This is a genomic window from Nucisporomicrobium flavum (assembly GCF_016464385.1).
Taxonomy (GTDB): Bacteria; Actinomycetota; Actinomycetes; order Mycobacteriales; family Micromonosporaceae; genus Actinoplanes; species Actinoplanes flavus_A.
Window position 1 is genome coordinate 426,097 of sequence record NZ_JADMLH010000003.1, and the last position, 22,713, is coordinate 448,809.

Sequence of the window (22,713 nt, forward strand, 5' to 3'; positions counted from 1 at the left end):
AGACATGACCGAGAACCATGACGAGTCGGTGGCCGCCCCGTCCCGGCAGGTGAGTCGGAGAGCCGTTCTGACGACGCTGGGAGCTCTGCCGGTCGTCACGGTCGCGGCGTCGATAATGGGGGCCACGGAAGCCGCGGCCGCGGCCGCGAACGTCAATCCGTCCGCACCGCGGCAGACGATCCGGGGCTTCGGCGCCATGTGTCACGCCGCCTGGATCGGCGACCTGACCCCGGCCAGCGGGAAACCGCGTTCGGCACCGGCGACGGCCGCCTGGGATTTTCGGTGCTGCGGATCCCGGTGAACGAGAACCAGTCGGATTGGAGCCGTGACCTGGCGACCGCCCAGCGCGCCGTCGCGCTCGGTGTGACCGTCTTCGCCTCGCCGTGGAACCCGCCCGCGAGCATGACCGAGACCTTCACCCGAGGGACCCAGACCAACGCCAAGCGCCTCAAATACAGCTCGTACGCCGCCTACGCCCAGCACCTGAACGACTTCACCGCCTACATGCGCAACAACGGGGTCAACCTGTACGCCATCTCGGTGCAGAACGAGCCGGACTATGCGTCGACCTGGACGTGGTGGACTGCCGCGGAAATCGTTCAGTTCCTGCGGGCCAACGCCGGCTCGATCAGCACGAGGGTGATCGCACCCGAGTCCTTCCAGTACGTCAAGTCGATGTCGGATCCGATCCTCAACGACTCCACGGCACTCGCCAACGTGGACATCATCGGCGCGCACCTCTATGGCACGCCGTACTCCAATTTCCCTTACCCGCTGTTCCAGCAGAAGGGGGCCGGTAAGGAACTCTGGATGACCGAGGTCTATTACCCCAACAGCAGCGACTCGGCCGATTCCTGGCCCGGCGCGCTCGACGTGGGTGAGCACATGCACCACGCCATGGTGGACGCCGGATTCCAGACGTACGTGTGGTGGTACCTGCGGCGCAGCTACGGCCCCATGCGGGAGGACGGGCAGATCAGCAAGCGCGGCGCCGTCATGGCGCATTTCTCCCGTTTCGTACGCCCCGGATACGTACGGATCGACGCGACCGCGAACCCGGCGTCGAACGTCTTCGTCTCGGCGTACCGGAACGGCGACACCGTCGTCATCGTCGCGGTCAACAAGAACGCCTCGTCGGTGAGCCAGCAGTTCACGCTGGCCGGCACCGCCTCGTCCGGCAGCGTCGCCACCTGGCTGACCGACGCGAGCAGGAACGTGGCGCAACAGAGCGCGCTCAGCATGGCGAACGGTTCGGTCACCGTCACGCTGCCCGCCCGCAGCGTGATGACCCTCGTGACCAGCATGACCGGCACGACCACGCCCAGCCCGTCGGCCAGCGCGTCGGTCAGCGCGCCCCCGCCCGCCGGTACGGGTCCGCGGGTCGCCTACACGATGAGCAGCTGGAGCTCCGGCTTCACCGCGACCGTCAGCATCACCAACACCGGCACGTCGGCCATCAACGGCTGGACGCTGACCTTCACCCTGCCCTCCGGTCAGTCCATCACCTCCGGCTGGAACGCGACCTATTCGCCGTCCAGCGGCCAGGTGAACGCCCGCAACGTCGACTACAACGGCACGCTCGCCCCCGGCGCCACCGTCGAGATCGGTTTCCAGGCCACCCATACGGGCAACACCGCCGAACCGGCGAGCTTCACCCTCAACGGCATTACCTGCACGGTGATCTGAACGCTCGCTTCAGGGTCGGCGGCCGGTGCGGTAGCCCTCCCGCCACAGCTGCACCCGGTAGCCCAGATCGACCAGCAAGCGGGTGAGCCGGGGCGCCGCACCGAGCGGCCTGGCAACCTGCCTGGCGGCTATGCCGATCAGGTCCGGTACCGTGCCGTGCCCGGCCCCTGCCTGCGGTCGCCAGATGGACGAGCGGGCCAGCGCCTCGTTCTCGGCCAGCTGGGCGAACTCGACGTCGACGATGAGGGCCGCGTGCGGTGCCGTGCGGGTGAGGGTCATCTGCGACAGCAGCGCCGGGTCGTCGGTGACCGCGGCCGTGCCACGCAGATGCAGCACGAGCGTGCGGCCCGGCACGAGCGCGGTGAGCGCCACACGGTCGTCGACGAGCAGGTTGCGAAAGGTGTCGGCGCGCCGGTTGCCCCTGCGGTCAGGGATGGCCAGCGTCCGGCCGTCCAGGATGCGGGCAAACCCGGGAGGGTCGCCGCGCGGGCTGGTGTCGCTCGAACCGCGGCCGTCCGATGTGGAGAGCAGGAGGAACGGTGAGGCCGCCAGGAAGCCGGCGACCTCGGGCCGGCGGAGCGGCCCGGCGGGATCGGCCGGGCCGGCGGGATCCGGATCCGGCCCGGCATCGGGTGACTCGGTGTGCCGCCACAGCCCGGAGCGGAGGATGCAGCGTGCGCAGTGCACGTAGACCTCCTCGACCCTGACGCCGAGCCTGGACCCCGACTGTTCCACGAACCCGTTGAGGCGCAGGGTCTCGCCGATCCCGGGCAGGAGGAACAGGAACGACACGCCGCCGCCGGGAGCGGGCCGGTGCGGCCCTTCGGGCCGGGCGAGCGAAATGTTCCGGGGCGAGTCCACGCGGACGAAGCCGGGCCCGCCGCCGACGAGGGTGTTCACCGGAGCTCCGGTGAGGGCGGCGCTGAACCCGAGGCCGGCGACCGGCGAGCCGGTCACCACGGCACGGTACTCCTCGCCGACATGGTCGAGCTGTTTGGTCGTCACAGCGGAGGAGGGCCGCCCGACGATCGCCTCCAGCCGGCTGACGGTCGTGATGCGGTTCATGCATGTCATCGTCGGTCGCATCGGATCGAGCTGTCCAAGACATTGTTGGACGCAATTCGAGACCCATGGAGCATCATGAGGCGATGGAGCTCCGCCACCTTCGGTACTTTGTCGCGCTGGCCGAGGAAGAGAACTTCCACCGCGCCGCCGAGCGGCTGCACGTGTCCCAGTCGCCGCTGAGCCGGCAGATGCGCGACCTGCAGGCCGAGATCGGCATCGCGCTGCTCGAACCCCACGGCCGGGGCGTGCGGCTGACCCCGGCCGGGCGGTTCTTCGCCGAGAAGGCGGCCCGCATCCTCCTCAGCGTCGACACGGCCGTCGAGGAGGCGTCGCTGGTCGCGCAGGGAAAAATCGGCGCCATCACGATCGGCTTCGAGACCGGCAGCGCGTACTTCGGCACCCTCGGGAAGATCGTGGCGGCCTTCCGCCGGCGCGAACCCCGGATCGCGCTGTCGCTCACGCCGATGAGCAGCGCCGAGCAGTGGGCCGCGCTGCGCGGCGGCGAGATCTCATTCGGCTACGGCAACCATCCGCCCACCGACCGGTCGCTGCACCACGTGGAAGTCGCGCAGGACCGGCTCGGCGTTGCACTGGCGGCCGACCACCGCCATGCCCGGCGTACGCACCTGACAACAGCCGATCTCCGTGGCGAACCGGTGCTCCTGCAGCCCCGCCTGCTCTACCCGCGGCTGTACGACGACATCATCGCCGCCATGCGCCGCCACGACATCGTCCTCGACGTCGCGGGCGAGGTGGCGGACCTGGAAGCTTTGCTCACCCTGGTCGCCAGCGGCGATGCGATCACCTTCCTGCCGGAGGCGGTGACCCCTGTCCTGCAGCTGGGCAGCGCCGTCTGGCGACCGGTCACCGATCTCGGCGTGCAATGGTCGGAAGTCGCGATGTGGCGCCCGGAGGACACCGACGCGCCCCTGCTGCGCCCCCTCATCGACATCGTCATGGACCTCCGCGCCCCCGACGTCCGGTAGTGGAGCGCCACACGGGTCGAGCGCATGCCGGTTGTCTACTGCGAAGTGCCCGATGGTGGGCAGCAGCATGCCAGGTAGCCCTGGAGTTCGTTGAGGCGTTCGCCGATCGACGTGGGGTCGGCGCGGTAGCGCACGAGCTTGCCGTCGCGCGTGGCAGTGACCAGGCCGCCGCGGCGCAGGATGGCCAGTTGTTCGCTGGCGGTGGACTGGCCGAGCCCGCAGCAGTCGGCCACTTCCCCCACGGTGAGCTGCTTCCCGCCGGCGAACAGAGTCATGATCTGTTGCCGCGTCTCGCTCGCCAGCGCCTTGAGGAAGTCCTGAGCGGGCCCGTCGAGGGCCGGTGGTGTGGTCATCAATCCGCAGTCTGCCTCATCACAACGTTTCGTCGTTTCCCGATTTGACGATACATTGCCGTGATGAGTTGTGGAGACGTTGTCGTCATCGGCGGTGGCCAGGCCGGTCTGGCCACCGCACACACCGCCGCCGCTCGGGGATTACGGCCGCTCGTGCTGGATGCCGCGGCCGGGCCGGGGGGCTCGTGGCCGTCGTACTACGACAGCCTGACGTTGTTCTCGCCGGCCAGGTTCTCTTCGCTGCCCGGCTTCCCGTTCCCTGGGGACCCGGAGCGCTACCCGCTACGCGACGAGGTCGTCGACTACCTCGCCGCCTACACCGCACGAGTCGAGGCGGAGGTCCGCTTCGCCGGCCGGGTCGACGACGTACGGGCTGAGGACGGCGGGTTCAGCGTCACCACGGCGGACGGCACGGTGGTCCGAAGCCGGGCGGTGGTGGCGGCGACCGGTGGATTCGGTGCCCCGTACCGGCCGTCACTGCCGGGCTTGGACGACTTCACCGGTACGGTGCTGCACTCGGCGCAGTACCGCAATGCCGCGCCTTTCGCCGGCTCCCGGATCGTGGTGGTCGGCGGTGGCAACTCGGCGGTGCAGATCGCGGTGGAACTGGCCGCGGTGGCGAAAGTCAGCCTTACGACCCGCGGGCCGTTGCGCTTCCAGCCGCAGCACTTCCTCGGCCGCGACTTCCACTGGTGGCTCAACCGCACCGGCCTGGACACCTCCCGGCTCGGCCCACGATTGATCAAGGGCTCGGTGTCGGTGATCGACGACGGCAAGTACCGGGCGGCGATCCGCGCCGGTCGACCCGACCATCGGCCGCTGTTCACCCGGCTCGACGGCAACCGGGTGGTGTGGGCAGACGGTACGTCCGAGCCGGTCGACGTCGTCGTGCTGGCCACCGGCTACCGGCCGCATCTACCCTTCCTGGCGGGTACCGGGGCGCTTGGTCCGGACGGTGCGCCGCTGCACGACGGAGGCGTGTCGACTGCCGTACCCGGCTTGGGATTCGTGGGTCTGGAGCGGCAGCGCAGTTTCGCCTCAGCCACCTTGCGCGGCGTCGGTCGAGACGCGGCCTACGTACTGAACTCAGTGCTGCGTCACCCGGCACGGCACGCGACGGCGCGCTGAGGCCGGGGCAGCCGCCCGGCTGCGGCAATCATGGCGGCGGCGAGCGCGCAGCAGACCGCGACGGCGGCGAACACGGGTGCGTACCCGCCGCTGACGGTGTGCAGGTACGCCGCGGCGAGCGGTGCGGTGGCCTTGGCGAGGGTCATCGGGACGACGAGGGCGCCGGCGAGGGTGGCGTAGCGGCGGGTGTCGTAGCGCTCCGCGAGCAGCACCGGCTTGGCGATCGTGGCAACACCGAATCCGAGTCCGAAGCCGATGACCGCGCCGATGACTCCGCCCGTACGGGCGCCGACGAGAGGGAGCAGGAGAGCCGCGGCTGCCTGGACGGCGAACACGGCGGCGGTGACGCTGGTGGTGCGGCTGCGGCGTTGCAGCCCGGTGGTGAGGAGCCGCCCGGCGACCGACAGTACGCCGAGCAGCCCGGCGACGGTGGCCGCGAAGGCCGGCCGGTGTCCCCAGGAGATGAGCGCGGCGACCAGGTGGACCGTGAATGCGCTGACCGCTGCGGTATGCGCGGTGAAACCGATGGCGAGCAGCCAGAACCCGCGATCGGCGAGGGCCGCCCGCACCCCACGCGATGGCGCCCGGCGGGCACGGCGTGGCGGCTCGGATCCGCGCAAGGCGAAGGCGTGCAGTGGCACGGTGACCACTTGGAGAACGGCGAGAATCACGAGCGCGGTGCGCCAGCCGTGGACGTCGGTGAGCCATCCGGTCAGCGGGAGGAACACGGAGCTCGCGAACCCGGCCACGACAGTGATGGCCAGCAAGGCACTGGAGCGGTGCTCGGCTGCGGTGATGGCGATGACGACGGCGAAGGCTGCCTCGTAGAGGCTGGCAGCGGCGGCGGCGCCGATGCCGATCTGCACCAGGTACAGCTGCCAGAGATGGTCCACCTGGGAAAGAGCGACAAGCAGAAGGGCCCCGGCGGCTGATCCGCCGGTCATGAGGCCGCGGCCGCCGTGCCGATCCAGCCGACGACCGATGGGTACGGCCAGAGCAGCGCCGGTCAAGACGCTCGCCGTGAAGGCACCGGTCACCGCGGTCGTGGAGGCATGCAGGTCTGCAGCGAGCGGAGTCAGCAGGACAGCGAAGGCGTAGTACAGGGTGCCGTACCCGATGGTCTGGGTGATCGCCAAGGCGGCGACGATGCCGGTCCTTCGCGCGGGAGTGACGGGCTCGTGCCCGCCGGTGTCGCCGGCGGGCACGAAGCGGGTTGCGGGTGACGTCACGAGCAGCAGCTGCCGCCGGCCGCGGGAGTGAGGCTGAGCAGGCCGGCGACGCCGGGCAGGGCGACGAGGTCGGAGCTGCACACGCCTGTTTCGGGCAGGTCGAGCTGAACGTCGTCGGCGGCGGCGAAGTCACCGGCGAGAGCGGCGGCGATGGAGCGCACCTGCTCGTAGCCCGTGGCCATGAGGAACGTGGGGGCCCGCCCGTAGGACTTCATGCCGACGGCGTAGTAGTTCGGCTCGGGCTGACCCAGCTCGCGGTAGCCGTGCGGAGCCACGGTGCCGCAGGAGTGCTCGTTCGGGTCGATCAGGTCGGCCAGCGTACGGGTGCACCCCAGGATGGGGTCGAGGTCCAACCGCAGCTCGGTGGCGATGGAGTGGTCGGGACGGAAGCCGGTGGCGGACACGACCCGGTCCGCGGTCAGCGTGCGCCCATCGGCTGCGACGAGTTCGATGCCGCCATCGGTCCGGCGTACGGTGTGGACGCCGAAGCCCTGCACGAGGGTGACCGCGCCGGTGTCGACCAAAGCGCGCAGGCCGCTGCCGAGTGCGCCGCGGGCGGGCAACTCGTCGGCGTCCTCGCCCCCGAACGCGCGTTGCGCGGAGCCGCCGCGCACGGCCCAGGTGATGCGGGTGCCGGGTGCGGTCTCGGCCAGGCGGGCGAGGTCGAGCAGGGTGTTCGCCGCGGAGTGACCGGAACCGACGACGATGGTGTGCCGGCCGGCGTGCGCGTCGCGGTCGGCGCCGAGCACGTCGGGCAGGGCATGGTCGATGAGGTCGGCGGCCTTGTCCTCCCCGTGGGCGGGCAGGCCGTTGACGCCGAGCGGGTGCGGGGTGCGCCAGGTGCCGGAGGCGTCGATGACCGCGCCGGCGAGGATGTCGGTGCCGTCGGCGAGGCGTACGACGAAGGGCAGGTCGGCGCGCCCGGCGGTGCGGACCCGGTCGGTGCCGACGCGGCTCATCGCGACCACCCGAGCGCCCAGGCGCAGGTTCGCGGCGATCGCGGGCAGCTTTGCCAGGGGCTGCAGGTACTCCTCGACGAGCGCCGCGCCGGTCGGCAGACCGTCGTCGTCGGGCGCGGCCCATCCGGCGGCGTCGAGCAGCCGCCGGGCGGCGGCGTCGACGTTGTAGCGCCACGGGCTGAAGACGCCGACGTGTCCCCACTGGCGCACGGACGCGGCGACCTCGTCGCCGGCCTCGAGGACGATGAACGGCAGATCACGCTCGTGCAGGTGGGCTGCGGCGGCCAGTCCGACTGGTCCCGCCCCGATCACCACGACCGGTAACTCGGAGCCGGCAGATTCTCGAGCGGGGGCGGCCCGGACAGTCACATCAGTACTTAGTGATGTGTTGTTCGCCGGGTCGCAGCAGCCGTTGCCGGCCACCGGCACCTCGGCCGTCTCGGCCGGGGCGGTGCCGCAGCAGTCGGCGCCCGAGGCCACTGCCTCGGTCTTGGCGGCGGGGTCACAGCAGGCGTCGGCCGCGGCTGCCGCCTGAACGGTGCCGCAACAGGGACCGGTGGTCGGGTTCTGGCTCATCGAAGCCCCTTACGGGTGGTGCCGTACCGTGACGGCGCGGGAAGCGGTCGAGTCCGACGGGATGGCCGATGATCGCATCACCAGCGACTGATCTGAATAGATCAACGTCGAACTTCCTCTACCTTGCATCTTAGTTAGAGCGATGTCAAGCTATCGGCATGTCGGTTCTTCCCGTTCTGGAAACCACCGCGGCGCAGGCCTGCTGCCCGCCGCTGTCGGCGCAGGCCCTGGAGCCGCAGGTCGCGGGAGAGCTGGCCCCGTTGTTTAAGGCGCTGAGCGACCCCATCCGGCTGCGCCTGCTGTCGCTGATCGCCGCCTCCGACGAGGTCTGCGTCTGCGATCTGACCGATGCGTTCGACGTCACGGGCGCCACCATCTCGCATCACCTGCGAGTGCTGCGCGAGGCCGGCATGGTGGAGGCCCGCAGGGTAGGAACCTGGGCCTACTACCGCCTGCGCGCGGACGCGCTGGACCTGCTGGGCGGCCTGCTGAGCACCGACGCGGCGGCAATGCCGCGCCTGCCGGCACCTGCCGCCACGGCTCTGCCGTCCATCGATCATGACCGGCGCGACACGCTGATATCAGCAGAACCTGATGTGGTGCGATTGCTGGGCGATCCGCTGCGGGCGCAGATCGTGCAGATCCTCGCTGCGGGACCAGCCACCACGTCGCACCTCGTCGCCGACACCGGCGCCAAGCAGCCGAACATCTCCGGGCATCTCAAGCTGCTGCGCGAGGCCGGCGTCGTTACCCCGGAGTCCCGCGGCCGGTACACGTACTACCGCGTGGTTCCGGACGCGTTGCAGGGCGCCGCTCTGCACCTGGCCGACCTCGCCGAGCAGGCAGAGGCCACCGCCGACGACTTCCGGGCCCTCTGACAACCGAGTCCGTCACACCGCCATTGCGCTGCGCGCCGGCCAGAACCACCCGGATCCGTAGTCAAGTACGAGGTGTGACGGTTCCGGCGGTGCCGTCGACAGTGACTATCTGCCCAGGGCGCAGGCGTACGGTGGCGTCACCCGTACCTACGACGGCGGGAATGGCGTACTCGCGGGCGACCAGGGACGCGTGGGCGGCGAGGGTGCCGCCGTCGGTGACGACGGCGGCGGCTCGCGCGAACAGCGGCGTCCAGGCCGGCGCGGTGGCCTTCGCGACCAGGACGTCGCCGTTGCGGAACTCGGGGAAGTCCTGCGGGCTGTGCACCATGTGAACCGGGCCGGTAGCGCGTCCGGCCGACGCCGGATGGCCGACGATCACGCCGACGCCGACCACGCGCGACCCGCGCGCTTGCTGTACGGCACGCTCGATGACGTCGCCGACGAGGCGGGTAGGCTGCCCGAGCGTCAACGGCGCGGCCAGCGTCCGCTGACGGTGCCACAGCTCGCGACGCTCAGCCACGAAGCCGGCCAGAGGCGCGGGCCGGCCTGTCAGGCTTTGGGCTACTTCCTCGCGGGTGCAGAAGAAGACGTCGTCAACGTGATCGATGACCCCGGCCGCCGCCAGGCGCTCGCCGAGACCACGGACGCATCTGCGCAGCACCGGCCACGCCAGGGTGAAGTCGCGAGCCTGTTCCTCGCGAGTGACCGCGTAGCGCTGGTTGACCCGCAGCAGTCGCTCGAATCGCGTGCGCACCCCGGGGTGACCGGCGAGTGCGGCTCGGCAGGCCTGCTCGGCGGTGGCGCGCTGGTCGGCCAGCCGCGCCAGCCGTCGGCCCTGGTCGGTCAAAGGGGCCGTCGTGGCGGGCAGCTCCGCGGCGACGGGGTGATACCAGTCGGCGCTTTGCACCGCGTGCGGTGCGTGAACCGGCTGGGCGCCCGGTAAGCCGCGTAGCAGGACTTGCGCACCGCCCTGGTCATCCGGCAGAACCTCGGCGAGGTACCGGCGGCAGAATCGGGTGAGGCGGGCTTCCATCTTCCATGCCGATCCACCCACGATCGCCAGGTACCACAGGTGGATGCCGGCTTCCCTCCCGAGCTCGTCGACCAGCTGCAGCAAGCGATCCGGGGCTGCTGTTCCTGCCTCGGTCCGGGCGCCGGAGACAAGGTTCCGGTACGCGGGCAGGCGGACCTCGCGCCACTGCCGGTCCACGTCCGCCAACACGGCGCGGTCCGCGGCCGCCGGGTCCCGGCCGACCCGGATCAGCGCGTTGTACAGCACCCTCACCGCCCGGCGGCGTCCCTGCAGAAGGACCTGCAACAGCAGTCTTGGCGACGGTGCCGGGGTGACGTTGTAGTACCAGCCGTTGATCAGCGCGTACCGGAACGGTATGCGGACACCGACGCTGTCGTACATCCCGTCGAGGTACCCGGCTTCCAGTACCGGCAGCAGCCAGGTGGCGAACAGCGGGGTGACCGCCTCGGGCAGCCACTCGCCGAGCCGGAAGTTGCGCATCCACAACCCGGGTCCGGGCGCCGCCCACGAGGCCGGCCGGGGCAGGGCCGTCATGGGGCGGCCCTGCAGCAACCACAGCCGGCCATCCTGGTCGATCGCCCATTCGACGTCCTGAGGACAGCCGAGGTGTGCCGCGGCGCGGTTCGCGAGCGACGCCACTGCCGCAGCCTGCGGGGCCGTCATGACCACGGTGTCGCCGGGTGCCGGGCGGGTCATCCGGACGTCGTCGGCGGTGATCGTCCACTCCTCGCCGACTGCTTCGCCTGCCACGAGCGGGTCACCCAAGCCCTGCACGGCGCTGATAACCGTCTGAGCCCGGTCGCCGGTCACCGGATGCGCGGTGAATGCCACGCCCGCCGCCACCGGATCCACCATCGCCTGAACCAGGACCGCCATCGCCGTGGGGCCGGATCCCTGACGACGGTGGTACGCCGTCACCCGCTCGGCGTCCGCCGCGGCGAAGCACTGCCGCACAGCGTCGGGCAGCCGGTCGACGGTGATGTTGAGGTACGTCTCGTACAGACCGGCGTACGAGGCGTCCGGAAGGTCCTCGGCGGCACCGGACGAGCGCACCGCGAACCTTTCACCCGGCAGCACGCCTGCCGACGCTGCCAGGCCGGTCTCCCATCCGTCGATGTTGAGCACCGTCTCCGTGACGATCAGGCCGGGAGGGACGGGAAAGCCGGCCGAAAGGAGATCACCGAGGACGCCGGCTTTGCCGCCCACCGTTGCCCGGTTCGCGGTGCCGGCGTCGGCCAAGCTGATGAGCTGGAGGCTGCTGTCCATCACTCACCTCATAGGTAGCATCACAAAGTATTGTGACGCTACGCCTCAAGTGGTGTGCTGCGCCAGAAGGAAGGTGAGAGTGCCCGTGCTTCCGATGCGACCGGACCTGCTCAAGGGACACCTTGACACCCTGCTGCTGGCAGTCCTCGAAGGCGGCGCCCAGCATGGGTACGCCGTCATCGAGGCGTTGCGGACCGGCAGCGCCGGCGCTCTCGACCTGCCGACCGGCACGGTGTATCCGGCGCTGCACCGGCTGGAACGCGCGGGCCTCATCACCAGTGAATGGGAGACCGTGCGGGGACGCCGCCGTCGCGCGTACCGCCTCACGGCTGCGGGCCAGGCGGCGCTCGGTGAGCAGCGCGCCGTGTGGGACCAGTTCTCCACCGCCGTCACCGCCGTACTGACGAGGCAGCCATGGCCGGCCGCGACGTAACAGCGGACGCCGGCACCCGCGACGCCCAGCTCGATGCCTACCTCGCCGAGCTCGCCGTCCGAATGCGAGGGCCGCGCCGATGCCGCCAGGCGATCCTCACCGAACTGGCCGACGGCCTCGCCGAGGCAACGCGAGACCACCGCGCGGCGGGCCTGACGCCTCAACACGCTGCCGCGGCCGCGATTGCCCGCTTCGGCACGCCGCGGGCGGTCGCCGACGGGTTCGCCGGTGAACTGGCCACCGCTTACACGCGGCGCACCATGGCCTGGTTCCTTGCCACCGGACCTCTGGTCGGCGTGTGGTGGCTCCTTCTTGGGCACCCCGATCCCGGACGGGACGGAGTCATGGCGCTCCTGGCGGCCGTTCCGGTCATCCCACTGATCGCCGTCGCGATCGTCACGCTCGGGGGAACTCTCGCCACCACGGGACGCCTGATGCGTTGGCTGCCCGAAACCCGCCCACGCCAGGCCCTTGCCGCCACGGTGGCCATCGCCGTGCTCTGCATCGCCGGGGACGTCACGATGATCACCATGCTGGTGGCGTCCGGCGTACCCATCCGACTGCTCGCCGCGATCGCAGTCGCCGGCAGCCTCACCCGGGTTGGCTGCAGTGCCGTCGTGTTGCGGCACGCGGCCCGAATGCGGGGCGACTGACCGGCATCGAGGAGACCGGTAGGTGGCCGCCAGGTGAACAAGTCGGCGTTCGCTTGCCCCGACGACTTTGGCTCAGTGATGATTGAGTCAATGAACGTTGAAGCTTCCTCGGTGGTGGAGCGGGCGCGGATCCATGCCGCGCTCGGCGACCCCGCGCGGCTCGCGATCGTCGACGCCCTGTGCCTCGGTGACGCCTCACCCGGCGAGATCGCCCGTGACCTGGAGCTGCCGAGCAACCTGGTCGCCCACCACGTCAAGGTGCTCGCCGACGCGGGGCTGCTGGAGCGCACCCGCTCGGAAGCCGACCGGCGCCGCACGTACCTGCGGCTGCGCCCCGACACGTTGGCTCTGCTGGGCTCACCACGACTGCCGGATGCGCGGCGGGTGGTGTTCGTGTGCACCCACAACTCGGCCCGCTCGCAGTTGGCCGCCGCGCTGTGGTCGGACCGCACCCACCGGCCCGCCGCCTCCGCCGGCACCCATCCGGCTTCCCGCGTACACCCCCAGGCGGTCGCCGTGGCGCGCCGGCACGGGCTGCACCTCGACCCGAGTGGTACCGCGTGCGTGGCCGACGTCGTCGACGACGGCGATCTGATCATCGCGGTCTGCGACAACGCCCACGAGGACCTCACCACCGGCGCACCCCGCCCCCAACTGCACTGGTCAGTGCCGGACCCGGTCCGCGCCGGCACCGACGCTGCCTTCGAAGCCGCGTACACCGATCTGGCCGGGCGCATCGACCGCCTGGCACCCACGCTTGCAGGAGATCCGTCATGACCGAACCCGAGCTCATGAACTCCGTTGCGACCTGGCGGCGCCTGCTCGCCGAGTTCGTCGGCACCGCACTGCTCGTGGCGGCTGTCGTCGGCTCCGGCATCATGGCCACCACGCTGTCACCCGGCGACGTCGGGCTGCAGCTGTTGCAGAACTCGGTCGCGACCGCATTCGCCCTCGGCGCGCTCATCCTCACCTTCGGACCAATCTCCGGCGCCCACTTCAACCCCGTCGTCTCGGCCGCCGACTGGTGGCTCGGGCGCCGGCATGGCACCGGCCTCACCGCCTCCGACCTCGCCGGGTACGCCGCCGCGCAAACCCTCGGCGCGATCTCGGGAAGCGTGCTGGCGAACTCCATGTTCGACCTCGCCCCGGTCACGATCTCCACCACCACCCGCTCCGGGGCGCACCTGTGGCTCGGTGAAGTCGTCGCCACCACCGGCCTGCTGCTGCTCATCTTCGCGCTCGTACGCTCCGGCCGGGCCGCCGTCGCACCCGCCGCCGTCGGTGCGTACATCGGTGCGGCCTACTGGTTCACCTCCTCGACGAGCTTCGCCAACCCGGCCGTCACCATCGGCCGCGCGTTCACCGACACGTTCGCCGGCATCGCCCCGGCCTCCGTGCCCGCCTACATCGGCGCCCAGCTCGTCGGCCTGCTCGCCGGGATGGGCCTGCTCGCCGCGCTCTACCCCCACGCCGGCGTCAACGCCGACCAGGTCGTCGTCCCCCACGACGAGACCGCACCCGTGCGCAGCCGAGTCTGAACTACCTCATCACCACCGAACCAGAGGGAAAGATCATGAGCGAGAAGCCGTCCGTCCTCTTCGTCTGCGTGCACAACGCCGGCCGTTCCCAGATGGCCGCCGGCTGGCTGCGCCACCTCGCCGGCGACAAAGTGGAGGTCCGCTCCGCCGGCTCGGCGCCGGCCGAGACGATCAACCCGTCCGCGGTCGAGGCGATGCGCGAGGTCGGCATCGACATCACCGACCAGAAGCCCAAGATCCTGGAGTACGACACCGTCGAGTCCTCCGACGTCATCGTCACCATGGGCTGCGGCGACGCCTGCCCGTACTTCCCGGGCAAGCGCTACGAGGACTGGAAGCTCGAGGACCCGGCCGGCAAGGGCGTCGAGTCGGTGCGCCCGATCCGCGACGAGATCAAGGGTCGTATCGAGGCGCTGCTGGCCGACCTCATCCCGGCCGGCAAGCAGTGAACGTGCCGGGTCTGCACCGCTTGCCTGGCTATGAGGCAAGCGGGGCCAGGAGATCGTGCAACTGTCCCGTGGTGGGCACGCGGCCGGCGAGCACGACCTGCTCGTCGACGACCAGCGCCGGGGTGGACATCACCCCGTAGCCCGCGATGCTCGCGAAGTCGGTCACCTTCTCGATGTCGGCGGCCACGCCCAGGGCCTCGACGGCCTGGCGGGTGGCGCGTTCGAGGGCGACACAGTTGGCGCAGCCGGGGCCGAGCACTTTGATCAGCATCGGAGTCTCCTGTTCGTTGATGTCCGTACCGTCAGGTTCGTTGATGTCCGTACCCTCAGGCGAGGACGAGGTTGAAGAGGTAGCCGACGGCGACGATGCCGGTGGCGGTGACCGCCACGAAGGCCGCCAGCAGCGGGGGTTTGAGGACGCGGCGCAGCAGGATCAGCTCGGGCAGGCTCAACGCGACCACGCTCATCATGAACGCCAGCAGGGTGCCCATCGGCAGACCCTTGTCGTGCAGCGCTTGCACCAGCGGCATCACAGCGGCGGCGTTGGAGTACAGCGGCGTCCCGACCACGACGGCGACCAGAACGCCGAGCGGGTTGTCCGCGCCGGCGTAGCGGGCGAAGAAGTCCTGCGGCGCCCACCCGTGGATGACCGCGCCCAGCCCGATGCCGACCAGCAGGTACGGCCAGATCCGGCCGAGGATCGACCGGACCTCTTCCCGGCCCATCTGGAAACGCTGGCGCAACGTCAGCCCGGCGGTGGAGTCGATGACCTTCCCGCCCAGGCGGGTCTGGAACACGAACGGCTCCACCCACCGCTGCACACCCAGGCGGCCCAGCACCCAGCCGGCCACCACGGCGACCGTCAGGCCGGCGGCCACGTACAGTGCGGCGATGCCTGGGCCGAACATACCCAGCAGCAGCGCGATCGCGACCTCGTTGACCAACGGGCTGGCGATCAAGAATGACAACGTCACCCCGATAGGGACCCCGGCGGCGACGAACCCGATGAACGCCGGCACCGCAGAACACGAGCAGAACGGGGTCACCACCCCCAACCCAGCGGCCATCACGTTGCCCACACCTTCACGCCGGCCGCCCAGCAAGGCCCGGGTGCGTTCCACACTCATGTACGAGCGCAGCACCGGACCACGAAGATGATCCCCGCCAGCAGCAGCACGATCTTCACCGTGTCGTAGAGGAAGAAGTGCAGCCCCGAACCCCACCGTGACCGGGGATCCAGGCTCCACCACCGGTACACCACCAGGTCCCACCACGGCTCGTTGACACGGTACGCGGCCAGCCACATCGCGAAGACGCCGGCGACGGCCGCCACACCCGTGACCAGGCGCTGCCGGCGCCGGACAGGGTCCTCGGCGGGGACGATGTGCTCGCTCACCGGGCCGCCTCCTCGCCCAAGGCGGCATGCTCGGTTACGGGGAGGGCCCGGTGAAGTCGCTCCGGCAGGTCCGAGGCGACCGTGTAGTCGACCCAGGTGCCACGCCGGACGGCCCGTACCAGTCCTGCCTCCCGCAGCACTCTCAGGTGGTACGACAGCAGACCGGTGGTCACGCCCGCGATGGGCTGCAGCTCGCACACACACCGGGTGACCCCGTCGGCCAGGAACACCAGCAGCCGCCACCGCACCGGGTTGGCGACCGCGCCCAACAGGTACGCCGCTGCGACGGAGTCTGCTTCAAGAAAAGTTTGACCAGCCACGGCCCGATCGTGCGCGCGGGACCGCCCTGCCCGTCAGGGGCGAAGGTCGGCACTGCATGGGACGTCAGTCCGGGGCGGGCCTGGGCGCCTCGTCGGACACCTTCTGCGATGAGTCCGCGGTGGTCTGCCCGGGCGAGGCTGTCGGTCAGCTCGGGCCCGTTGGCGCCTGCCAGGAAGCAGGTCTGACCGGCGTCATGAAGCGGTTGGCCGGAGAGGTGGATCGTCGCGCCGGGTGCGGCGTGCCGGCGTCGCCCGTCCCCGTCCTGCATCGGCTGCTGAGGAAGGGGACGGCGTGATCGTCACCGAACTCCCAAGATCGATCTTCTCTCGAGCGGCCCGGAAACGAGAATCGGGCTCCGTCCCGATGGGACGAAACCCGTTCTGACCTGCTGTTTTGTGTGGTGGGCGATACTGGGATCGAACCAGTGACCTCTTCCGTGTCAAGGAAGCGCGCTCCCGCTGCGCCAATCGCCCTCGATCTTGATGCCGAGGTGGAGACGGGATTTGAACCCGTGTACACGGCTTTGCAGGCCGTTGCCTCGCCTCTCGGCCACTCCACCGAGCTGACCCCGCACGTAACCTGTGGCGGCCTCTCCGAGCGGACGACGGGATTCGAACCCGCGACCCTCACCTTGGCAAGGTGATGCGCTACCAGCTGCGCTACGTCCGCTTGTCCCTCCGGGTTCCCCCGGCGACGGATGAAACATTAGCGGGTCCGCCCATGCCTTGCCAAACCGGGGTCCCTCGGCGCGTCGCGATCGGCTCGCTGCCCGGGCCGGCGGCGATGCCCGCAGGCGCGTCGGTGCAGGTCAGCGGCGTGGGCGTGGGGGAAGGCCGCAAAAAGGGCGGATGGGAGAAGGGCCAGCTCACGCCCGTACCACTGGGAGTTATCCACAGGCCGGCGAAACAACCGAGCGGGCACCCGGCCCTTCCGGGTTGGATGGGCCCATGGAGATCCGACAGGTCACCGCCGACGAGCGCACCGGCACGATGTTCCCGCTGCAGGCGTATGGGTTCATGCCCTCACCCTGGACCGACGCCGAGCGCGAGACGTATGCCCGCCGGATGAGGTATTACCGCACTGCGACCAGCCTCATCGCCGAGGAGGACGGGCAGACGCTGGCCGGAGCCGCCGCGTTCCCGATGCGGCAGAACGTGCGGGGAGTCGTCCACGACATGGCCGGCGTCGCCTCGGTCACGAGCCATCCGTCCGCTCGGCGGCGCGGGTTGGTCCGGGAGCTCTTGACGCGGCTCATGGGGCAGATGCGGGAGCAGGGCTGTGCCGTCAGCGCGCTCTATCCGTTCCGGCCCTCGTTCTACGGCCGCCTCGGCTACGTGGGTGTTCCGCGCGTGCGCACCGTGAGCTTCGCTCCGGAAGGGCTGTCGGGCCTGCTCAGAACCGATCTGCCGGGCGAGGTGGAGCGGGTGCACCTCACGGAGGGGTTCGACGACTTCACCGCGCTGACGCTGCGGCTGCTGGAAGAACGGCACGGCTTTTCCGTGTACGACGAGACGCGCACCGCGGAGTTCCGGGAGAGCCCGTCGCGTTGGGTGGCCATCGCCCGCGTCGCGGGTGAGGTGGTGGGTGCCGTGATCTACCGGATCGACGAGTACGGCGGTGATCTGGTGGGCGACGACCTGCTCACGACGGGGCCGATGGGCCGCGCGCTGTTGCTGCAGTTCTTCGCGCGGCACGTCGATCAGGTGGCCCGGGTCCGGCTCAAGATCGGTACGGACGAGGTGCCCGAGCTGTGGGGCACGGACCTCGCCGTCGTCACCGAGGGCCGGGTGGAGTTCCCGCGTATGGGCGGCCCGATGGTGCGGCTGCTGTCGATCGACGCGCTGAACGGCCTGCGGGCCGGGGCGGAGGCGGGCGTCACCGTCGAGGTGGTGGACGACGAACTGCTGGCCGGGCGATACCGCCTCACCGGCGAGGCCGGCTCCCTGACCGTGGAGGAGACCAAGGACGAGCCGCAGGCCACGCTGACGTGCCAGGGGATCTCGGCTCTGGCGTACGGCGTGCTGGATCCGGTCGAAGTGGTGATACGCGGGTTCGGCCAGGTGGACGGGCCCGCGGTGGAGGCGCTGGGTGCGCTGTTCCCGAAGAAGATGCCGTACCTGTTCGCGGACTTCTGATGGGTGCCGGGAGCGCCCGGCGGTCAGACCGCTGCGGGCAGGCCGGCGGTGCTGAAGGCGCGGCCGTCCTCGGTCACCGCGGCGGATTCGTAGCCGTCCGGCACCAGCTTGGCGAGCCAACCGATGCCCGGTTCGCCCATGGCGAGGGCGGCTGTCGCGTACGCGTCGGCGATGGCGAGGTCCGGACCCACGACCGTGACCGAGCGCAGCCCTCGCGCCGGTTTGCCCGAGCGGGGGTTCACCACGTGGTCGCCGCGCTCGTACGTGCCCGAGGTTGCCACCGCGCAGTCCGTGACCGACAGCACCCAGCTCAGCTTGTCGGCCTCCCACGGGTGCCGGATGCCCACCCGCCAGGGCTTGCCGGAGGCGGCCAGCCCCCGCACGCGGATGTCACCGCCGGCGTTCACGCAGTGGCGCACCGAGCCCGCCTCCGCCAGGCGGGCGGACGCGATCTCCACGGACCAGCCCTTGACGTAGCCGGAGGGGTCGAGCGGGCCGGCCGCGTACGCGTCGAAGTAGCCGTCCGTCTCGCGCCACAGGTCGGCGCACGCCTCCAGGACATGCCGCATGTCCGGCGAGCATTCCTCGAGCGTCAGCTCCCGGCGGCGGAAGCGGCTGACCTCGCTGTCGTCGCGGTACGTGCTGAAGCGGCGGTCCACCTCGTGCAGCCACTGGCACGTGTCGCCGATCATCGTCTCCAGCACCGCGGGGGGCAGCTCGTCGGCGAGGTCGATGCTGACGACCGTACCCATCACATGCTCGACGTGGCGCATGGGCGCAATCTACGCGTTGGCGTCGTCGATCGCGGCCTGCAGCGACTTGACGTACGACTCGCTGGTGAACGTGGCGCCCGAGACCGCGTTGACCTCGGCGCTCTGCGCCTTCAGCGTCTCCTGCTTGAGGGCCGTGACCGCCGGCGGGTTGATCGTGGCGCTCTCTCCGGCCGTCGGGTACGTGGCGTCCGCCGCCGTGATCTTCCCGCCCTGGACCTTGATCGAGACCTGGATCGTGCCGTACGGGTTCCTGACCGCCGCGCCCTTGTAGACGCCGTCCTTGAGCCCGCTCCCGCCGGCCTCGCCGGACGATCCTTCGTTGTCGGACGAGGCGCCGGCGTCGTCCGCGTCATCGTCGGCGTCGTTCTTCGCCGGCTTCTTCGAGGACGGCTTCTTGGTCGGGTCGGGCTTGGCATCCTGACCGGATCCGGCCAGGTCGACGGCGGGCGGCGCGGCCGTGGGCACGGCCGGCGCGGAGACGCTGAGGCGTACGCCCACGATCAGAGCGGCGCCGGTCAACGTCCCAACGGCTGCTGCGGTGCTGCGTCGCATGAAAACTCCCGGGCTACGGATTCGGCTTCAGAACTCGAACGGATCGAGGTGGATCTGGCTGTCCGGAACTTCCAGCTCCCGCAGCGTCTGCACCGCCGCGCCCACCAGACCGGGCGGCCCGCACAGGTAGACATCCCGGCGGTTCACGTCGGGAACCAGGCCGAGCAGCCCGTTCGAGGTGAACAGGCGGCGCGGGCCCGGGTCGGTGCGGGAGCCGACGATGTAGCGGACCCAGGCGTCGCGGCGTTCCGCCAGGTCCTCCAGCTCCTCGCGGAACACCAGCTCGTCGGGGCGGCTGGCGCGGTAGATCACGATGGTGTCCGGCGGCATGTCCTCCAGCAGCGCGCGGATGGGCGCGATGCCGCTGCCGCCCGCGATCAGCAGCGCTCGGCGGCGGGTACGGCGCTGCGCGGTGAAGGTGCCGAACGGGCCCTCCGCCCACACCGGCGTGCCGGGCTCCATCTCGGCCAGCTTCGCCGTGTGGCCGCCGACCGCGGTGACGGTGAGCCGCAGCCACTGCGAGTTCGGCGCCGCCGACAGCGAGAACGGGTGGGACTGCCACCAGCCGTTGCGGGTGAGGAAGCGCCAGCGCATGAACTGGCCGGCCTGCGCGGGCAGCTTCTCGAGGCGGCGGCCGTCGATGTAGATCGAGAACGTGTTCGTGCCCTCGGCGACGACCTCGGCGACCTCGAAGCGGTGCCGGACGTTCAGCCACACCGGCTCGATCAGCCGGCCCCACACCACGGCCGCGATGACCAGCGCGCTGAGCGCGGGCCAGAAGATGTCGGCGAACTTGCCCGACAGGTTGGCGCCCATCGCGATCTGGTGGCCGTAACCGAGGACCAGCACGAGGTAGCCGGCCAGGTGGATCAGGTGCCACAGCTCGTACGGGAGCTTGCTGCGCAGGCCGCGGATCGAGATGAGGCTGATGAACACCAGCAGCCCGGTGGCGACCGTGGCGCCGATCATGTCCGGGAACGTGGTGATCATCGTCCAGCCCTGGTCCACGACGCCCGTCTCGGCGGTCAGCGCGTACCCGTACACGATGAAGACGACGTGCGCGCCGACCAGCACGACCAGGGACGTACCCAGCCAGCGGTGCCAGCGCAGCAGGTCGCGGGCGCCCACCCACTCCTCGAGGAAGGACACCCGGCTCATCATCAGCAGCTGGATGAACAGGACGTAACCGCCCGCGAGGCCGGTGATCCGGCCGATCGCCATCATCAGCGTCGGGGTGTCGTTGACCGTGCCGGCCTCGGTCTCGAACAGCCACAGCGCGAGGCTCGTGGCCAGACCGGCGAAGAACAGCAGGACTGTGAGCAGCCGGTTGCCCGAGGTGGCCTCGGCGGGCGGCCGGTCGTCGGTGGCGATCGCCGGCCCGGAACCGTGCCAGCCCGACGGGTCGTCCGGCGCCTCGACCACGATGTCGCCGCGGGGCACGCCCTCGTTGAGATCGGGCTGCTCCCAGAAGTCCCGCGCGGGCCGCTGGTCGGCGAAGTCCGGCTCCGGACGCTGATCCGCGAACGTCTCAAACATCATCGGCCCTGGTCGCGCCATCGATCTCACCCGCCCGGCAGTCGTCTTCCGCGTCGGCCGCCACCCCCCAGCGGCGAACGTGACGACCCGATCTCGGGAGGCCGTCGACGGGTACTACGCGGTGCGGCGCGGGAAGGCTCAACGCCGGGCCGAAAAAGTGATCCCCCGAATGGGTGCCGACCAGCCTGCGGGCTGCCGGGCATGAGGCCGGCGGCCTGCGAACTGGCCAGCCGGCGGGCTGCCGCGATCACGGCCGTCGCGTCGGCGGCCGTGACGGAGTTATCCCCGGGCGGTCCGGTCGGGACGCCGGGATGCGCCGGCGGCTACGGTCACGGCGTGACTGAGAACCCCGCCGGCCTCACCGTGGTCGGCATCGGCGCGGACGGCTGGGCCGGCCTCGTGGGTACGGCCGTCGCCGCACTGACCGCCGCCGACGTGATCTTCGGCAGCGACCGCCAGCTCGCCCTCCTCCCGCCTGCGCCGCTCGGCCCGGCGGGTGCGGTCGGCCCTTCGGGTGCGGTCGGCTCGGCGGAAGCGCCCGGTTCCGCGGGAGCGCTCGGCCAGTCGGGAGCGCCTGGCTCGGCGGGATCGGCCGGCTCGGCAGGAGCGGATGGCCTGGCGGGAACGGATGGCCTGGCGGGAGCAGCAGCGGGGGTGGCGGGCCAGCGGATCGCCTGGCCCTCGCCGCTTCTGCCCGCTCTTCCCGCCCTCCTGGAACAGCACCGCGGCCGCCGGATCGCCGTGCTAGCCAGCGGCGACCCCATGTTCCACGGCATCGGTGCCACCCTGGTCCGGCTCGTCGGCCGGGAGTCCGTCCGCGTGATCCCGCACCCGTCATCCGTGTCGTTGGCGGCGGCGCGGCTCGGGTGGGCGCTGGCCGATGTCGACGTGCTCAGCCTGGTGAACGCTCCGGTGGAGAAGTTGCATCCGCTCGTCCATCCGGGCCGGCGGATCCTGGTGCTCAGCCGCGACGCCGAGTCGCCCGGTCTGGTTGCCGCGCTGCTGCGGGATCGCGGGTACGCCGACAGCACGGTCACGGTGCTCGCCCAGCTCGGCGGCGAGGGGGAGACGGTGGTCAGCGGTACGGCGGAGAGTCTGGACACGGCCGGGCTCGATCCGTTGAACGTGCTGGCCGTCGAGTGTGGGCGTGGGGGTGCGGCGCGGCCCGTGGTTCCTGGGCTGCCGGATGACGCGTACGAGAGTGACGGGCAGCTGACGAAGCGTGAGGTGCGCGCCGTGACCGTGGCGATTCTCGGGCCTCAGCCCGGCGAGTTGCTGTGGGACGTCGGGGCGGGCTCCGGGAGCATCGCGATCGAGTGGATGCGTAGTCACCGAGCGTGCCGGGCTGTCGCCGTGGAGTCGTCGCCCGAGCGGGCGGGGCGTATCCGGGCCAATGCGGCCGCTCTGGGCGTACCCGATCTGCGGGTTGTGGAGGGGCGCGCGCCCGGCGCTCTTGCCGGGTTGCCGGCGCCCGACGTGGTTTTCGTCGGGGGCGGCGTGACGCGCGACGGCGTGCTGGACGCCGCCTGGGACGCGTTGGCCGCGGGCGGGCGGTTGGTGGCGAACGCGGTCACGCTCGAGTCCGAGGCCGTCATCGCCGCCTGGTACGCGAAGCTGGGCGGGGAGCTGACCCGGGTGGCCGTCAACCGGGCGTCGCCGGTCGGCGGCTTCACCGGATGGCGCGCGATGATGCCGGTGACGATCTGGTCGGTGGTCAAACGATGACGCCGGTGACGATTCGGTCGATGGTCGGGCGATGATGCCGGTG

General features: G+C 70.8%; 24 protein-coding genes and 3 tRNA genes. 12 read left to right on the plus strand and 15 right to left on the minus strand.

Going from position 1 to position 22,713, the window contains the following annotated elements:
- The first annotated feature begins 4 nt into the window (after positions 1-4).
- Both IT780_RS41720 and IT780_RS10005 read left to right on the plus strand, forming a co-directional pair.
- Positions 5-301 (plus strand): hypothetical protein, encoded by a 297-nt coding sequence (locus IT780_RS41720; RefSeq protein ID WP_233412516.1) that lies wholly within the window; start codon positions 5-7, stop codon positions 299-301.
- On the plus strand, positions 283-1,686 hold the full coding sequence (locus tag IT780_RS10005; RefSeq protein ID WP_307831115.1) for a cellulose binding domain-containing protein: 1,404 nt from the start codon (positions 283-285) through the stop codon (positions 1,684-1,686). The genes IT780_RS41720 and IT780_RS10005 overlap by 19 nt, the downstream gene beginning before the upstream one ends.
- A 9-nt stretch (positions 1,687-1,695) precedes the next feature.
- On the opposite strand, the gene IT780_RS10010 is transcribed toward IT780_RS10005, so the two are convergent.
- Positions 1,696-2,751: a pyridoxamine 5'-phosphate oxidase family protein gene (locus tag IT780_RS10010; RefSeq protein ID WP_199511168.1), complete on the minus strand. Its 1,056-nt coding sequence runs from the start codon at positions 2,749-2,751 to the stop codon at positions 1,696-1,698.
- 83 nt (positions 2,752-2,834) lie between these two features.
- Here IT780_RS10010 and IT780_RS10015 point away from each other — a divergent pair, with 83 nt between their 5' ends.
- Entirely contained in the window at positions 2,835-3,737 is a 903-nt protein-coding gene (locus tag IT780_RS10015; RefSeq protein WP_199511169.1) for a LysR family transcriptional regulator, read from the plus strand.
- Positions 3,738-3,772: 35 nt separating this feature from the next.
- Here the strand turns inward: IT780_RS10015 and IT780_RS10020 are convergent, their stop codons facing one another.
- Positions 3,773-4,090, minus strand: a complete 318-nt coding sequence (locus IT780_RS10020) for an ArsR/SmtB family transcription factor (protein WP_199511170.1) — start codon at positions 4,088-4,090, stop codon at positions 3,773-3,775.
- Positions 4,091-4,153: 63 nt separating this feature from the next.
- Here IT780_RS10020 and IT780_RS10025 point away from each other — a divergent pair, with 63 nt between their 5' ends.
- Complete coding sequence (locus IT780_RS10025) at positions 4,154-5,218, plus strand: flavin-containing monooxygenase (RefSeq protein WP_199511171.1); 1,065 nt, start codon at positions 4,154-4,156, stop codon at positions 5,216-5,218.
- Here IT780_RS10025 and IT780_RS10030 read toward each other — a convergent pair.
- Complete coding sequence (locus IT780_RS10030) at positions 5,188-6,447, minus strand: MFS transporter (RefSeq protein ID WP_307831116.1); 1,260 nt, start codon at positions 6,445-6,447, stop codon at positions 5,188-5,190. The two genes, IT780_RS10025 and IT780_RS10030, sit on opposite strands and share 31 nt — an antisense overlap.
- A complete protein-coding gene (locus tag IT780_RS10035) occupies positions 6,444-7,982 on the minus strand; it encodes an FAD-dependent oxidoreductase (protein WP_233412517.1) in 1,539 nt (512 codons plus the stop codon). Before IT780_RS10035 ends, IT780_RS10030 begins: the two co-directional genes overlap by 4 nt.
- 158 nt (positions 7,983-8,140) lie before the next feature.
- Here IT780_RS10035 and IT780_RS43030 point away from each other — a divergent pair, with 158 nt between their 5' ends.
- Positions 8,141-8,860 (plus strand): ArsR/SmtB family transcription factor, encoded by a 720-nt coding sequence (locus tag IT780_RS43030; RefSeq protein WP_199511172.1) that lies wholly within the window; start codon positions 8,141-8,143, stop codon positions 8,858-8,860.
- Positions 8,861-8,921: 61 nt separating this feature from the next.
- On the opposite strand, the gene IT780_RS10045 is transcribed toward IT780_RS43030, so the two are convergent.
- Positions 8,922-11,159 (minus strand): PEP/pyruvate-binding domain-containing protein, encoded by a 2,238-nt coding sequence (locus IT780_RS10045; RefSeq protein ID WP_199511173.1) that lies wholly within the window; start codon positions 11,157-11,159, stop codon positions 8,922-8,924.
- Between the two features lie 94 nt (positions 11,160-11,253).
- On the opposite strand from IT780_RS10045, the gene IT780_RS10050 reads away from it, so the two are divergent.
- The 5 genes from IT780_RS10050 (at position 11,254) to IT780_RS10070 (ending at position 14,232) form a co-directional block, all read left to right on the plus strand.
- Positions 11,254-11,592, plus strand: coding sequence for a PadR family transcriptional regulator (locus IT780_RS10050; protein ID WP_199511477.1), 339 nt, complete (start codon positions 11,254-11,256; stop codon positions 11,590-11,592).
- Positions 11,574-12,245, plus strand: coding sequence for a permease prefix domain 1-containing protein (locus IT780_RS10055; protein WP_199511174.1), 672 nt, complete (start codon positions 11,574-11,576; stop codon positions 12,243-12,245). Before IT780_RS10050 ends, IT780_RS10055 begins: the two co-directional genes overlap by 19 nt.
- Positions 12,246-12,335: 90 nt before the next feature.
- Entirely contained in the window at positions 12,336-13,022 is a 687-nt protein-coding gene (locus IT780_RS10060) for an arsenate reductase/protein-tyrosine-phosphatase family protein (protein ID WP_199511175.1), read from the plus strand.
- The gene (locus tag IT780_RS10065; RefSeq protein WP_233412518.1) at positions 13,019-13,783 is read left to right on the plus strand and encodes an aquaporin; all 765 of its coding nucleotides are present in this window, start codon (positions 13,019-13,021) and stop codon (positions 13,781-13,783) included. The genes IT780_RS10060 and IT780_RS10065 overlap by 4 nt, the downstream gene beginning before the upstream one ends.
- Before the next feature lie 35 nt (positions 13,784-13,818).
- Positions 13,819-14,232, plus strand: coding sequence for an arsenate reductase ArsC (locus tag IT780_RS10070; RefSeq protein WP_199511176.1), 414 nt, complete (start codon positions 13,819-13,821; stop codon positions 14,230-14,232).
- A gap of 28 nt (positions 14,233-14,260) precedes the next feature.
- Here IT780_RS10070 and IT780_RS10075 read toward each other — a convergent pair whose 3' ends face one another.
- The 7 genes from IT780_RS10075 to IT780_RS10105 form a co-directional block, all read right to left on the minus strand.
- The gene (locus tag IT780_RS10075; RefSeq protein ID WP_199511177.1) at positions 14,261-14,503 is read right to left on the minus strand and encodes a thioredoxin family protein; all 243 of its coding nucleotides are present in this window, start codon (positions 14,501-14,503) and stop codon (positions 14,261-14,263) included.
- Between the two features lie 55 nt (positions 14,504-14,558).
- Positions 14,559-15,359: a permease gene (locus tag IT780_RS10080; protein WP_199511178.1), complete on the minus strand. Its 801-nt coding sequence runs from the start codon at positions 15,357-15,359 to the stop codon at positions 14,559-14,561.
- On the minus strand, positions 15,356-15,628 hold the full coding sequence (locus tag IT780_RS10085; protein WP_199511179.1) for a hypothetical protein: 273 nt from the start codon (positions 15,626-15,628) through the stop codon (positions 15,356-15,358). Before IT780_RS10085 ends, IT780_RS10080 begins: the two co-directional genes overlap by 4 nt.
- Positions 15,625-15,948 (minus strand): ArsR/SmtB family transcription factor, encoded by a 324-nt coding sequence (locus IT780_RS10090; RefSeq protein WP_199511180.1) that lies wholly within the window; start codon positions 15,946-15,948, stop codon positions 15,625-15,627. Before IT780_RS10090 ends, IT780_RS10085 begins: the two co-directional genes overlap by 4 nt.
- 399 nt (positions 15,949-16,347) lie before the next feature.
- Positions 16,348-16,422, minus strand: a tRNA-Val gene (locus IT780_RS10095).
- A gap of 15 nt (positions 16,423-16,437) precedes the next feature.
- A tRNA-Cys gene (locus IT780_RS10100) sits at positions 16,438-16,508 on the minus strand.
- Between the two features lie 37 nt (positions 16,509-16,545).
- Positions 16,546-16,618, minus strand: a tRNA-Gly gene (locus IT780_RS10105).
- 278 nt (positions 16,619-16,896) lie between these two features.
- Here IT780_RS10105 and IT780_RS10110 point away from each other — a divergent pair.
- Positions 16,897-18,084 carry a GNAT family N-acetyltransferase gene (locus tag IT780_RS10110; protein WP_199511181.1) on the plus strand — a complete coding sequence of 396 codons (1,188 nt, stop codon included), beginning with the start codon at positions 16,897-16,899 and terminating at the stop codon, positions 18,082-18,084.
- Between the two features lie 23 nt (positions 18,085-18,107).
- On the opposite strand, the gene IT780_RS10115 is transcribed toward IT780_RS10110, so the two are convergent.
- The 3 genes from IT780_RS10115 to IT780_RS10125 are packed head-to-tail and all read right to left on the minus strand — an operon-like array spanning position 18,108 to position 20,948.
- The gene (locus tag IT780_RS10115) at positions 18,108-18,857 is read right to left on the minus strand and encodes an FAD:protein FMN transferase (RefSeq protein WP_233412519.1); all 750 of its coding nucleotides are present in this window, start codon (positions 18,855-18,857) and stop codon (positions 18,108-18,110) included.
- Between the two features lie 9 nt (positions 18,858-18,866).
- On the minus strand, positions 18,867-19,409 hold the full coding sequence (locus IT780_RS10120) for an FMN-binding protein (RefSeq protein WP_199511182.1): 543 nt from the start codon (positions 19,407-19,409) through the stop codon (positions 18,867-18,869).
- A gap of 27 nt (positions 19,410-19,436) precedes the next feature.
- Positions 19,437-20,948 carry a ferredoxin reductase family protein gene (locus IT780_RS10125; RefSeq protein WP_199511183.1) on the minus strand — a complete coding sequence of 504 codons (1,512 nt, stop codon included), beginning with the start codon at positions 20,946-20,948 and terminating at the stop codon, positions 19,437-19,439.
- A 333-nt stretch (positions 20,949-21,281) separates the two neighbouring features.
- Here IT780_RS10125 and cbiE point away from each other — a divergent pair, with 333 nt between their 5' ends.
- Positions 21,282-22,670: a precorrin-6y C5,15-methyltransferase (decarboxylating) subunit CbiE gene (gene cbiE, locus IT780_RS10130; protein ID WP_307831117.1), complete on the plus strand. Its 1,389-nt coding sequence runs from the start codon at positions 21,282-21,284 to the stop codon at positions 22,668-22,670.
- Positions 22,671-22,713: the final 43 nt, after the last annotated feature.